The organism is Alkalilacustris brevis, from assembly GCF_003350345.1.
Classification (GTDB): Bacteria; Pseudomonadota; Alphaproteobacteria; order Rhodobacterales; family Rhodobacteraceae; genus Alkalilacustris; species Alkalilacustris brevis.
The window spans coordinates 1-12,778 of record NZ_QNVJ01000066.1 but is presented as its reverse complement, the minus strand read 5'-3'; the positions used below and the strand labels follow the sequence as shown (position 1 = coordinate 12,778).

General features: G+C 68.9%; 13 protein-coding genes and 1 other RNA gene. 2 read left to right on the top strand and 12 right to left on the bottom strand.

Translation table 11 applies throughout. The features are described from left to right. Positions 1 to 318 precede the first annotated feature (318 nt). From rpmG to DQ229_RS11105, 12 genes are all read right to left on the bottom strand, one after another. Complete coding sequence (gene rpmG / locus DQ229_RS11155) at positions 319 to 486, bottom strand: 50S ribosomal protein L33 (RefSeq protein ID WP_076648137.1); 168 nt, start codon at positions 484 to 486, stop codon at positions 319 to 321. A gap of 471 nt (positions 487 to 957) precedes the next feature. Then, positions 958 to 1,083: a hypothetical protein gene (locus tag DQ229_RS16920; protein ID WP_274378842.1), complete on the bottom strand. Its 126-nt coding sequence runs from the start codon at positions 1,081 to 1,083 to the stop codon at positions 958 to 960. 40 nt (positions 1,084 to 1,123) lie between these two features. Continuing rightward, positions 1,124 to 1,517: RNase P RNA component class A (gene rnpB, locus DQ229_RS11150), an RNA gene on the bottom strand. Positions 1,518 to 1,528: 11 nt separating this feature from the next. Then, complete coding sequence (locus tag DQ229_RS11145) at positions 1,529 to 2,197, bottom strand: N-acetylmuramoyl-L-alanine amidase (protein ID WP_114966358.1); 669 nt, start codon at positions 2,195 to 2,197, stop codon at positions 1,529 to 1,531. Between the two features lie 35 nt (positions 2,198 to 2,232). Continuing rightward, positions 2,233 to 2,985, bottom strand: coding sequence for a hypothetical protein (locus DQ229_RS11140; protein WP_114966357.1), 753 nt, complete (start codon positions 2,983 to 2,985; stop codon positions 2,233 to 2,235). A gap of 56 nt (positions 2,986 to 3,041) precedes the next feature. Beyond that, complete coding sequence (gene gatA / locus DQ229_RS11135) at positions 3,042 to 4,529, bottom strand: Asp-tRNA(Asn)/Glu-tRNA(Gln) amidotransferase subunit GatA (RefSeq protein ID WP_114966356.1); 1,488 nt, start codon at positions 4,527 to 4,529, stop codon at positions 3,042 to 3,044. After that, positions 4,526 to 4,816 (bottom strand): Asp-tRNA(Asn)/Glu-tRNA(Gln) amidotransferase subunit GatC, encoded by a 291-nt coding sequence (gene gatC / locus DQ229_RS11130; RefSeq protein ID WP_114966355.1) that lies wholly within the window; start codon positions 4,814 to 4,816, stop codon positions 4,526 to 4,528. The genes gatA and gatC overlap by 4 nt, the downstream gene beginning before the upstream one ends. A gap of 369 nt (positions 4,817 to 5,185) precedes the next feature. Further along, the gene (locus DQ229_RS11125; RefSeq protein WP_114966354.1) at positions 5,186 to 6,340 is read right to left on the bottom strand and encodes a metal ABC transporter permease; all 1,155 of its coding nucleotides are present in this window, start codon (positions 6,338 to 6,340) and stop codon (positions 5,186 to 5,188) included. Continuing rightward, the gene (locus tag DQ229_RS11120) at positions 6,337 to 7,512 is read right to left on the bottom strand and encodes a metal ABC transporter permease (RefSeq protein ID WP_114966353.1); all 1,176 of its coding nucleotides are present in this window, start codon (positions 7,510 to 7,512) and stop codon (positions 6,337 to 6,339) included. The genes DQ229_RS11125 and DQ229_RS11120 overlap by 4 nt, the downstream gene beginning before the upstream one ends. After that, on the bottom strand, positions 7,509 to 8,345 hold the full coding sequence (locus DQ229_RS11115; protein ID WP_114966352.1) for a metal ABC transporter ATP-binding protein: 837 nt from the start codon (positions 8,343 to 8,345) through the stop codon (positions 7,509 to 7,511). The genes DQ229_RS11120 and DQ229_RS11115 overlap by 4 nt, the downstream gene beginning before the upstream one ends. A 115-nt stretch (positions 8,346 to 8,460) precedes the next feature. After that, a complete protein-coding gene (locus DQ229_RS11110) occupies positions 8,461 to 9,489 on the bottom strand; it encodes a metal ABC transporter solute-binding protein, Zn/Mn family (RefSeq protein WP_114966351.1) in 1,029 nt (342 codons plus the stop codon). A 363-nt stretch (positions 9,490 to 9,852) separates the two neighbouring features. After that, complete coding sequence (locus DQ229_RS11105; protein WP_114966350.1) at positions 9,853 to 10,734, bottom strand: RNA polymerase factor sigma-32; 882 nt, start codon at positions 10,732 to 10,734, stop codon at positions 9,853 to 9,855. A 92-nt stretch (positions 10,735 to 10,826) separates the two neighbouring features. On the opposite strand from DQ229_RS11105, the gene DQ229_RS11100 reads away from it, so the two are divergent. Together DQ229_RS11100 and DQ229_RS11095 are read left to right on the top strand one after the other, a co-directional pair. Continuing rightward, the gene (locus DQ229_RS11100; protein WP_114966349.1) at positions 10,827 to 11,414 is read left to right on the top strand and encodes a MarR family winged helix-turn-helix transcriptional regulator; all 588 of its coding nucleotides are present in this window, start codon (positions 10,827 to 10,829) and stop codon (positions 11,412 to 11,414) included. 163 nt (positions 11,415 to 11,577) lie between these two features. Then, positions 11,578 to 12,778 (top strand): AAA family ATPase (locus DQ229_RS11095; protein WP_155326500.1); only part of this gene is annotated, 1,201 nt, incomplete at its 3' end.

Genomic DNA, 12,778 nt, shown 5'->3' with positions numbered 1-12,778 from the left:
TGCCGGGATGGAGGGGGACCGTCGCCCCGGTGGGGCGGCGTAAGCCCCCGGAATGGCAGGCGCAGCCCGGCGGTGCCGGGCAGGCGGTATCTTTGCCCCCGCACCCAATCCAGGAAGATGTGTGAATGTCATAGCCCGGCCCAGACCTGTGGCCGGTGTGGTGCGGATCAGTTTTCTGCTTCCGCGTTTGCGAACCGCAGGCTGGAAACCATTTTCAGCAGGCTGACGCGCCCCAAGGGCGTATTTCGTCGAATCGCGGGCATGCGCCGCTGCGCAATCGAGCGCGGCATCACCCCCGCCGCGCCCGGACAGGCAAGATTACTTGATCTTGCCTTCCTTGTATTCGACATGCTTGCGCACGACCGGGTCGAATTTGCGCACGGTCATCTTCTCGGTCATCGTGCGGGCGTTCTTCTTGGTCACATAGAAGTGCCCGGTGCCCGCCGTCGAGTTCAGACGGATCTTGATCGTCGTCGGCTTCGCCATGTGCTTTGCTCCTTCAGGCGGTCGGACCGGCCGGTAGCCGACGCAAACCGCGAAAACTCTGAACCCCGCCTTTTACGGAAGGCGGCGGCGCTGTCAACCGCCGCCGCGGGGAAATCGGCACCAAGGCGCGGGTATTGTCGCGTATGGGTGGGCGGGCGGGTGAAAGGGGGCTGACGCCTGCGGGCGGACAAGCAGCCCGCTTCATACCGGCAATATCCGAAAGACAGGCGCGCGATGCGCCTGCATCAGGGAAATCGGCAGGCCGCAAGTACGGCCTGCCGATGCCTTCGGCGAGGATATTTTTGCCAAGAAGATGGAGCAGGGAATTTTTCCGGGGCGTAACGGAAATCGAGCCCAGGGCGGCAGTTTCGCCCCTGACAGTGCGTTGGCAAAAGCACCAGGCGGTGCCCTGGGCCGCCACCGGGCCTGAGCGCTTGGTAGTGGGCACGACAAAGGGGCTTCTGCGGCGCCCTAGCGCAGCAGCAGAAACCACAGACCCAGCCCGGCCAGCCCCAGCACGCCCAACGCCAGCGGCAGCGCGAAGATCGCCACCACAAGCTGGAGCGCCGGATCGGCCTTGCGCAGCCATTGCCACATCGCCTGTCGCCCTCTCGTCCCGGCCGGGGGCCTGAATTCCATGCGCGGATGGCCTGTAAGCCGGATTCTGTCCGGAGGCGGAAGCCCCCTGGACGGCCATTCATCTGGCCCCGCCATTGCTGACGGGGTCTTGCTGCCAACCCGGGCCTCGGGCTGAAGCGTCCCTGCGGCGGTATCGGTTGCCCGACCAGCCCCGCGCGAGGCCCCTATTCGGCATTGCTCCCGGTGGGGCTTGCCGTGCCGGTCCTGTTGCCAGTCCCGCGGTGGGCTCTTACCCCACCGTTTCACCCTTACCTGGCACCGGGGCGCCAGGCGGTCTGTTTTCTGTGGCGCTTTCCCTCGGGTTGCCCCGGCCGGGCGTTACCCGGCACCGTTGCTTCATGGAGTCCGGACTTTCCTCACCCCTTGCAGGGTGCGGCCGCCCGGCCATCCGCGCCTCTCGCATTTAGGGGTGCCGCGCGCCGCGGTCAACGGGGAAGCGCGCGGCCAGGTGCGCGGCCAGGGTCATGTCCTGCGCATCGAGAGGCCCTTGCACCCCGCCGCGGAACCGTGCGCGGAACGCGGCCAGCAGGGCCGGCAGGGGCGCAGCCGGATAGCCGAAGCGCGCCAGCGCCGCGACAAAGGCATCGGGGTCGGGGTCGGGGGCCGTTTCGGAAGCGGGGCCGGGCGACGGCGCGGGCCACACCGCCAGCCCCCGGCGGGCCAGCCGCCGCCAGTCGAATCGCGGCCCCGGATCGGACTTGCGTTCGGGCGCCATGTCGGCATGTCCGATCACCCGCTCGGGGCGGATGCGCCAGCGCTGCATCACCCCGGCCAGAAGCCCCTCGAGCGCGGCCATCTGCGGCTCGGCAAAGGGGCTTGCGCCGCAATTATCCAGCTCAACCCCGATCGAGCGCGAGTTGACATCCGTCACCGCGCCCCAGGCCCCCGCCCCGGCGTGCCAGGCGCGCATGTCCTCATCGACCAGCCGGTAGACCGTGCCATCACGCGTGATCAGGTAATGCGCCGACACCTCGGCCGACGGGTCGCACAGCCGCGCCAGCGCCTCGGCGCAATCGGACATGCCGGTGTAGTGCAGCACCGCCATGTCGGGCCGCGCGCCCCCCCGCCGCATTCCGAAATTCGGCGAGGGGTGCGCGATGGGCCGGTTCACTGCTGCGCCGCACCGCGGGCGGCTGCGCGGAAGGGCTCGGGGTCCCACCAGCAGGCGAAACCGTCGCCATCCGGGTCGAGGTTGAGCGGGTCACGCTCGGGCCCGCCACGGAGCAGGAATTCCTCCTGCGCGAGATCCTGGCTGGCGAATTGCGCGCAGGCGCGTTCGTGATTGCGAAACTGGATGGGCGAGCGGCGATGGCGCTCCTGCCCCACGCGGTGGGTCGTCGAAAGCGCATAGGCCACGATATTGGTGGTATCTGCCGGGCGTTCGGGCAGGGCCTCGGGCGCGACTGTCTCGTATTGCGCGGCAAGGCGCGCGTTGCGTTCGGCCGCGGTTTCGTCGCGCGGGGCAGACGGATCAAAGGTTTGCTGCGAAACACCGCTTGCGGTCGCCACGGGCCATTCGGCGGGGCCATCGCCGGCCTGCGGGGCCGATGCAGCTGCGCCGCCGCCGATCGCTGCCAGCGCCTCGCGCGCCAGTGCGTCGGGGCTGTCGTCATCGGCTGTCTGCCAGCCCTGGTCCGCCGCGGGCGCATCGAGCGCGGGAATGGCCGAAAGCGGCGCGCCGGGCGGTTGCAGCGCGGCAGTCTGCCGCGGCTCCGCAGCGCGGGGCTGCGCCGACTGGGCCGACTGGGCGCGCATGTATTCGTTGTAATCGCCAAACCCGACCCCGGCGCCGGAATCAGGAATGGCCGGTTCGCAGGCGGCAAGGGCAAACATGCCGATCACCGGAAGAAACTGCCGCATCGATGGTGCCTCGTTACTTGTCGAAAACGCCTGTCCCGCGTCCGTTTTGGCGGATGTTACCACCATTTTTCCGGTCTGGAAACAAAGCCCGCCGCGCGTTCCAGCGCGCAGGCGGTGTTCAGCAGATCGCCCTCTTCCCAGGGTTTGCCGATCAGCTGCAACCCCAACGGCAGGCCCTGCCTGTCACGCCCCGCCGGCACCGAGATGCCCGGCAGCCCGGCCAGGTTGACCGTCACGGTGAAAACATCGTTGAGATACATCTGCACCGGATCGGCCTCGGCCATCTCGCCCAGGCCGAAGGCGGCCGAGGGCGTTGTGGGCGTCAGGATCGCGTCCACCCCATCGGCGAAGACCGTCTCGAAATCGCGCTTGATCAGGGTGCGCACCTTGCGGGCGCGGTTGTAATAGGCGTCATAAAAGCCCGCCGACAGCACATAGGTGCCGATCATCACCCGGCGCTGCACCTCGGGCCCGAAGCCCTCGGCGCGGGTCTTTTCATACATCTCGGTGATGCCCTCGCCGGGGCCAAGCGTGGCGCGGTGGCCATAGCGCACCCCGTCATAGCGCGCGAGGTTGGATGAGGCCTCGGCCGGGGCGATCACGTAATAGGCCGGCAGCGCGTATTCGGTATGCGGCAGCGAGATATCGACGATCTCGGCGCCCGCATCACGCAGCATCGCGGCGCCCTGTTGCCACAGCGCCTCGATCTCGGCGGGCATACCTTCCATGCGGTATTCGCGCGGCACGCCGATGCGCTTGCCGCGGATGTCGCCGGTCAGCATTGCCTCGAAATCGGGCACGGCCAGGTCGGCCGAGGTGCTGTCTTTCGGGTCATGCCCGGCCATCGCCTGCAGCATGATCGCCGCGTCGCGCACCGTGCGCGTCATCGGCCCGGCCTGATCGAGCGACGAGGCAAAGGCGATGATCCCCCAGCGCGAGCAGCGCCCATAGGTGGGCTTCATGCCGACGATACCGGTGAAGGCCGCGGGCTGGCGGATCGAGCCGCCGGTGTCGGTGCCGGTCGCGCCCAGGCACAGCCCCGCCGCCACCGCCGCCGCCGAGCCACCCGACGAGCCGCCGGGCGTCAGATCGGCCGCGTCGTCCTGGCGCTTCCACGGGTTGACGGCGTTGCCATAGGTGCTGGTCTCGTTCGACGAGCCCATGGCGAATTCGTCCATGTTCAGCTTGCCCAGCATGACCGCGCCCGCATCAGCCAGTTGCCGGGTGACGGTGCTTTCATACTCGGGGCGGAAGCCTTGCAATATGCGGCTGGCGGCCTGGCTGGCCACACCTTCGGTGCAAAACAGATCCTTGATGCCCAGCGGCACGCCGCACAGCGCCGGCGCATCGCCCTGCCCCAGCCGCGCGTCGGCGGCGCGGGCGCGCTCAAGCGCAATCTCGGGCGTCTTGTGGACAAAGGCGTTCAGCCGGTCGGCGCCGTCGATGGCCGAGAGGCAGGCCTCGGTCAGGTCCGTGGCGCTGATGTCGCGGGCGCGCAGGCGGTCGCGGGCCTCGGCGATGGTCAATTGGGTCAGGTCGCTCATTCCACCACCTTCGGCACGGCAAAGAAGCCCTCGCGCGCATCGGGCGCGTTCGACAGGATGCGATCCTGCATGTTGCCTTCCGTGACCTCGTCGGCGCGGCGCTTGAGCCGCATCGGCGTGACCGAGGTCATCGGCTCCACGTCATCGACATCGACCTCGTTGAGGCGCTCCATGAAGGTCAGGATATTCGACAACTCGCCAGCCAGGGCGGGCAGGTCATCCTCGGCGACGCGGATGCGGGCCAGGCTGGCCACCTGGCGCGCGGTATCGGTATCGATGGTGGACATGAACCACTCCGTCTTGCGATCTGGCTTGCGATCTGCGCCGGTTTATCGCCGCCGGGCGCGGGCTGCAAGCGCAGCGCGCGTCAGCCCAGGGCTATCGCATTTGGAACCTGAGCACGTCGAAAGGCGATCAACGGTTTCTGCGTGACAAGGCCCCTTGCCGAAGGGTCCGCCCGCCCGGCACCGCCGGGCTGCGCCTGCCTGCCCCCCGGCAGGCGCATTGAGCCTCACAGCTTGTTGACACGGCGTGCAGTTTTCAGAGCCCTCGCCGATTTCACCGTCTCGAACATGCGCCAACCCAGGCAGGCGCTGCCTCGGGTCTCTTCTCTGGCCCTGTCATGAAGAGGACTCTCAAATGCGAGTCCCCTTGCCTCACCCCCGCCGCGGCGGCATCCGCCCGGGCAGCAGCGCGTCAATCTCGGCCCGGCCGCGGCGGGTCAGCCGCAGGGTTTCGCCCTTGCGCGTGATCAGGCCGCGATCCAGCGCCGTCAGGATCACCCGGTGGCGGCGCTCGCCCCCCCAGCGCAGATCGGCCTCGAGCGCGGCGGCGGTGTTTTCCTCGGCGGCGCCGGCGGTGCCCTCGTGGTTGCGCAAATGCGCCAGCAGCGACAGGCAGTCATTGTCGCGGCGGCGGCGCAGACGGGCAAGCTGGCGCGCGACCAGCCCGTGGCGCGGCCCGGCCAGCAGCGCCAGCGCAAAGAAGGCCCCGGTCATGCTGGCCATCATCCCGCCAATGGTGAGATTCCAGATATCGGCCAGCAGATAGCCGCTGATCGCCGCCGCCACCCCCAGAAGGCAAGCCAGCACGATGGCCAGCGCCAGCCGGTCGGTCAGCAGGAGCGCGGTGGCCGGGGGCACGATCACGAAGGCGATGAACAGGATCACCCCCACCGCATCAAACGCCGCAACCGCCGTGACGCTGGTCAGCGCCAGCAGCACGTAGAACAGCATCCCCGGCAGAAAGCCCAGCGCCCCCGCCAGCGCCCGGTCGAAGACCGACAGCTTCAACTCCTTGTAGAACAACGCCACGAAAGCCGCGTTCACCAGCGCCAGCGCGCCGATCGTCACCAGCGCACGCGGCAGTTCCAGCCCCGCCAGCGTGACCATGTCGAGCCAGATGAAACCGATCTCGCCCAGCAGCACCGCGTCTTCGTCCAGATGCACATCGCGGGCGAACAGACTGATCAGCAGCACCCCCAGCGCAAAGAAGGCCGGAAAGACAAGCCCGATCGCGGCATCCATGCGCACCCGCTGGCTGCGCGCGACGATTTCGATCAGCGCCACCGCCGCCAGCCCGGCCAGCGCCGCGCCCAGCAGTTGCAGCGGCCCGCCCAGATTGCCGGTCAGCCACCAGGCGGCGAAGATGCCCAAGAGAATCGAATGGCTGATCGCATCGGTCAGCATGGCGCTGCCGCGCAGCACCAGGAACATCCCCGGCAGCGCCCCGGCCACCCCCACCAACGCGCCGGTCGCGATGATCATCAGCGCCAGATCGTCGAGGATCACGTTGAACAACAGGGGCGTCATGGTTTGCCCCCGGTTACTTCGGGCGCGGCGGATTCCGCGCCGGGGATGTCATTCGCGCCCGCCTCCAGCCGCCGGGCCTCGGCATGGCCGGCATCGGTCAGTTCCCAATGCGGTGCGGTTTCGGGATGGTGGCCGACATCGCGCACCAGCCCGCGCGCGGCCAGCCGCGACAGCGCGCGCCGCGTGGCCGCGCCGTGATAGGCATCGACCATGCCCTGCTCGCTGGGATAGGCGGGGTCGCCATGCCCTTCGGCCAGCCGGTGCAGGGTCAGCAGCACTTGCCGGGTGCGCAGGCGGCGCGCTTCCTGCAAGCGCGCGGCCCAGGACCAGAGCACTCCGCGCCCCGGCGCCAGCAACAGCGACACCGCCACGATCCCCGTGGCCACCAGCACGATCAGCGGCCCCGTGGCCAGCCCCCGCGCCTGCGCGCTGATCACCGCGCCGGTCAGCCCCGCCACCACTCCGAACAGCGCGGCCAGCAGCACCATCGCCTCGAGCCGGCGCACCCATTGCCGGGCGGCGGCGGCGGGCGCGATGACCATCGCGGTCATCAGCACCACGCCCACCATCTGCAACCCCAGCACGATGGCCAGCGCGATCATCACGGTCAGCGCGATTTCCAGCGCCAGCACCGGATAGCCCGCCACCACCGCATAGCCGGGGTCGAAGCTGGTCAGCTTGAATTCCTTCCAGAAGGCCAGCACCACCGCCAGCGCCAGCGCCGTCACCGCGCCCATCAGCCACAGGTCGCTGCGCAGGATCGCCGCCGCCTGCCCGAAGAGAAAGCTCGTCAGCCCCGCCTGCCCGGCCCCGGCGCGCGATTGCACATAGCTCAGCAGCACCACCCCCACAGCGAAGAATACGCTCAGCACGATGCCCAGCGCCGCATCGGTCTTCAGCCGGGTCTGCCGCGCGATCAACAGCACACAAAGCGCCGCCAGCCCGGCCGCGGCGAAGGCCCCCGCCAGCATCCCGCCCAGCTCGCGCCCGCCGGCGACCAGAAAGCCCAGGCAGATGCCCGGCAGCGCCGCATGGCTGAGCACATCGCCCATCAGGCTTTGCCGGCGCAGCACCGCGAAGCTGCCCAGCACGCCGCTGACCACGCCCAGCAGCACCGCGCCCATCATCACGGTCTGAAGGGTGTAATCGCTCAGCCAGGCCAGCACCGTCATGGCGGGCTGCCCTCTGCTGCGTCCATGGCCCCGCCTTCGCCGGGACCGGCCTCGAGCAGCGCCACCTGCCCGCCATAGGCCGCGCGCAGGTTCTCGGCAGTGTAGACATCCCCCACCGGCCCCTGCGCCACCACCCGCTGATTGAGAATCACCAGCCAGTCGAAATAGCGCCGCACGGTCTGCAGGTCGTGATGCACCACGATCACCGTCTTGCCGGAATCGCGCAGCCCCTTGAGGATTTCGACGATCGCGCGCTCGGTCGTGGCATCGACCCCGGCCATCGGCTCGTCGAGGAAATAGATGTCGGCCCGCTGCACCAGCGCCCGCGCGATGAAGACCCGCTGCTGCTGGCCCCCCGAAAGCTGGCTGATCTGGCGCCCGGCGTAATCCTGCATGGCGACCTGCTCGAGCGCGGCGCGCGCCTCGGCGCGCTCGCGTGCGCCGGGGCGGCGGAACCAGCCCAGCCGCCCGTAAAGCCCCATCATCACCACATCCAGAACCGTTGTCGGGAAATCCCAGTCAACCGAGGAACGCTGCGGCACATAACCGACGCGGCGGCGGATTTCGCGGTAGCGGCGGCCAAAGAGCCGCACATGCCCCGCCACCGGTGCGACCAGCCCCAGCACCGCCTTGACCAGCGTGCTCTTGCCCGCGCCATTCGGCCCCACGATCGCCGCCATGACGCCGGGCGGGATGTCCAGATCGATGTCCCACAGCGCGGGCTGGCGCTGATAGCTGACGGTCAGATCCTCGACATGCAGCGCTAGGCCCGGCTCGTGCAGGTCGCGCGGCGGGGGCGGATCGCGGCTTTCGGGTGTGTCGGTAGCAGGCATTTGCAAGGACTTTCGATCAGGGTGCCCGCCCCCCTCGCGGCCGGCGCGACCGGTAGCGAAGGGGCGAAACTGGCGTGCGGCAGGTCTGCCCGGCAGAGAACGCCGCGCGCGGCGTTCAGTCAATGGCAAAGCCCCGCGCTTCCAGCCATTGCGCCACCGGTGCGGGCAGATCGGGCACCGTGCCCCCCAGCGCCGCGGTGATGGTCCGGGTGTTGGCGATGATCATGCCGATATAGGTGCCGTCGCGGGTGCCGGTATCGCCCATCGCATCGGAATAGAGCGCGCCACCGATGCGCGCCGCGTGGCCACGGTTGCGCACCGCGTCAAGCAGGGCCTCGATGGTGCGCGGATTGATCGTGGTCTCGATGAACACGGCCGGCACGCCACGCGTGGCGACGGCCTCGGCCGCCTCGCGGATATCGGCGATACTGGCCTCGGACTCGGTCGAAAGCCCCTGGATCGCCACCTCGTCAATCCCGTAGGCACGTGCATAATAGGCGAAGGCGTCATGCGCCGTGACCAGCGCGCGATGCCCTTCGGGGATGGTGGCGATGCTGTCGCCGACCCAGGCGTGCAGCGCGGCCAGCCGCGCGCGGTAGTCCTCGGCGGCGGCTGCGATCTCGTCAGCGCAGTCGGGGGCAAGGTCCGACAGGGCCTCGGACAGCGCCGCAACCGTCATCGACCAGAGCCGCACGTCCATCCACAGATGCGGATCGACGCCATAGGCGAAATCCTCGGGATCGGCGCGCAATAGCTCGGCCTCGGGCACGGCGGCAGGGGCCACGGCCAGGGTGGTCACGCGCCCCTGCAGCCCGTCGAGCACATCGCCCAGCGCCCCCTCAAGCCCGAATCCGACGTGAAAGATAGCATCGGCCTCGCGCATCATGCGCACATCGCGCGAGGTCGGGCGGTAAAGATGCGGGTCGGTCCCCGGCCCCATCATGGCCTGCACCGCAACGCATTCCCCCGCGAGGCTGGCGGCGACATCGGCGATCATGCCCACCGTCGCCACCACCGAAGGCACCGGCTGTGCCGCCCCCTGCCCCGGCGCGGCAAACGCCAGCCCGAGCGCGAGCACGGCAGCCGCGCCACGCTTGCCCGACCCGACCATGAAACCCGGCTTTTCAGCCATTTCGAAACGCATCACTCTTTTCCCTTTTCCCGGCGGACAGGCGCGGTTGGCACGCTTACGCAGAAATTGCGACTCACTCGCAACTTATAGCCGGACAATAGGCCGGGATGCGGCAATTGCAAGTCATTCTCAAGAAGAAGCGGCATGGGGGCGCGCTCACTGCCTGCGCAGGCGCTTGTACCTGACGGCACCAACAGCGCGCTATGGCGTGTCGCGTTTGAACGGTTTCATTTCGCCCGGGCCGCTTGCGGTCCGGGCATGCGCCCGCCCGCCCCACAGGCGGGCGCATCCGCGTCCACCTCAGGCGAGCGCATTCCCTCTGTTCGGAACTGGATGAGGGTGCTCAAACGCGACACGCCATAGCGCGCCCCACCCTCACGCGGCGTGGGGGGCGCCCGCCCTTGACTGCGCGCGCAGCACGGTTTCGCGCATCCGGGCCAGGGCGCGTTCCTCGAGTTGGCGCACGCGCTCCTTCGAGATGCCCAGCTCCTCGCCCAGCCGGTTCAGTGTGCGTGGCTCGTCATGCAGGTGCCGCTCGACCACGATATGACGCTCGCGCTGGGGCAGCGCCATCAGCGCATCGGCCAGGACATCGCGCCGCCGCGCGCCCTCGATCCGGCCCAGCACGACATCCTCGGTCGGGGCCGTGTCATCCTCGAGCAGGTCGATCCACTCGCGCGATTCCCCGGCATCGCTCTGCGGGGCATTGAGCGAAAGATCAGGGCCGGAAAGCCGCGCCAGCATCAGTTCCGCGTCAGCCACAGGCACCGAAAGCTCCTCGGCGACGGCGAGGCAAAGCGCATCGCGGTTCAGCACCTCGTCACGCCCGGCGGCCTCGCGCTCGAGCACCGCCTGCACGCGCCGCATGTTGAAGAACAGCTTTTTCTGGGCCGCCCCCGCCGCCGTGCGCACCACCGAAATGTTGCGCATCGCGTATTCCTGCATCGAGGCCTTGATCCACCAGCGCGCATAGGTCGAGAACCGCGCGCCATTGTCGGGGTCGAATTTCTCGGCCGCGCGCATCAGGCCCAGATTGGCCTGCTGCACAAGGTCTTCGTAGGGCACGCCATAGCTGCGAAAGCGCCCCGCCATGGAAACCGCCAGCCGCGCATAGGCCGAGACCAGCCGGTGCAGCGCCGCCTCATCGCCCTTGTCGCGCCAGGCCAGGGCCAGGTCGCGCTCGGTCCCGGCGTCAAGCATTTCCCTGGACATCGTGTCGCGCACATAGCGCCGCGTGTGCCCTTGCTGATCGGCCATGACTGTGCGTCCTCCGATATATGGTTTCGTTTCGCTATTACTTTTTCCGCCGCACCTTGTCAAGATGATAGCGATGCGCTACTTTCTCCGGCATGAGCAGTTCCGCAGATCACGGCGCCGAGATCATCGTGCACCTTGCCCGCCTCGCCCATAGCGGGGCGAGCGACGCGCGCCTAACCCCGGCGCAATGGACGGCGCTGCGGTTTTTCGCGCGCGCCAACCGGCTTTCGCGCACGCCCTCGGCGTTCTCCGAGTTTCACGCCACCACACGCGGCACCGCCTCGCAGACGGTCAAGTCGCTGGTCGCGCTGGGCCTGCTGGAGCGCCACCGCAACGAAGACGACGGGCGCAGCATCCGGTTCGAGCTGACCCCGGCAGGGCATGAAGTGCTGCAGCAGGACCCGCTCAAGGCGCTGGCCCGGGCGCTGGAGGCCCTGCCCCAGCCCACGCGCGACACCCTGTTTGCCGCGCTGCGCCAGGTCGCCTGCGATCTGGCCGATGACCGGCAAAGCCCTGCCTTCGGCACCTGCGCCGATTGCGCCCATTGCGAAAGCACCAGCGAGGCCCCCGCCTTTTGCCGGTGCGCCGCCGCCACGCTCGGCGCGAGCGACATGGGCGCCTTGTGCATCGAGTTCAGCCCGCGCCGGCAAACCAGGAAAGATGGCGAGCACCTCATCTGACATCGGCGCTGTCCATGGCCTGAACACTACCCCGACACCCCGCCCTTCACCCAATATCTTGTGGATAACCGCCGATCACCCTGCCAGATCGTGGGTGAATAGTTGACTCCGGCGGCCGAGCCTCGCAGGATCGAGGCATCTGGATCAATGGCGGACCTGCCCCGTGCGATTCACCCGGCTCAGGCTGAACGGCTTCAAAAGCTTCGTGGACCCCACCGATCTGCTGATCAGCGAGGGGCTTACCGGCGTGGTCGGCCCCAATGGCTGCGGCAAGTCGAACCTGCTGGAGGCCTTGCGCTGGGTGATGGGTGAAAACCGCCCCACCGCCATGCGCGGTGGTGGGATGGAGGATGTGATCTTCGCCGGTGCCGCCACCCGGCCGGCGCGCAATTTTGCCGAGGTGGCGCTGAGCCTCGACAACAGCGAACGCCTCGCGCCCTCGGGCTTCAACGACTCGGACGTGATCGACGTGGTGCGCCGGATCACCCGCGACGCCGGATCGGCCTACAAGGTCAACGGCAAGGACGTGCGCGCGCGCGATGTGCAGATGCTGTTTGCCGATGCCTCGACCGGGGCGCATTCGCCCGCGCTGGTGCGCCAGGGCCAGATCGCCGAGTTGATCAACGCCAAGCCGCGCGCGCGCCGTCGCATCCTCGAAGAGGCCGCCGGTATCTCGGGCCTTTACCAGCGCCGCCACGAGGCCGAACTGCGGCTTGGCGCCACCGAGACCAACCTCGCCCGCGTCGATGACATTCTCGAGCAACTCGCCGGGCAGCTTGCGCAACTGGCGCGGCAGGCCCGGCAGGCGGCGCGCTACCGCGAGATCGGCGATCAGTTGCGCCGCGCCGAAGGGGTGCTCTTGTGGCGCCGCTGGAAAGCCGCCGACGAGACCCGCGCAAGCGCCGAGGCCGCCCTGCGCGAGGCGCTGGCCGAGGCCGCGCGCACCGAAAGCGCCGCCCGTGCCGCCGCCCGCAAGCGCGAGGAGTGCGACGCCGCCCTGCCCCCCCTGCGCGAGGAAGACGCCGTCGCCGCCGCGATCCTGCAGCGCGCCCAGGTCGAGCGCGACACCCTGACCGGCGAGGCCGAGCGCGCCGAGGCCCAGATCGCCACCCTGGAAAGCCGCATCGCGCAACTGTCGAACGACATGAACCGCGAAACAGGCCTCAACCGCGACGCGGGCGAAACCATCGAGCGACTGGAATGGGAGGCAAAGCAGCTTGAGGCTGCCAGCGACGGGCACGAGGCACGCATGGACGAGGCTGCCGAAGCCGCCCGCGCCGCTGCCGCCCTGCTGGCGCGCGAAGAGGCCGCGCTGGACGAGATCAGCGAAGATGTCGCGCGGCTTGCGGCGCGGCATCAATCGG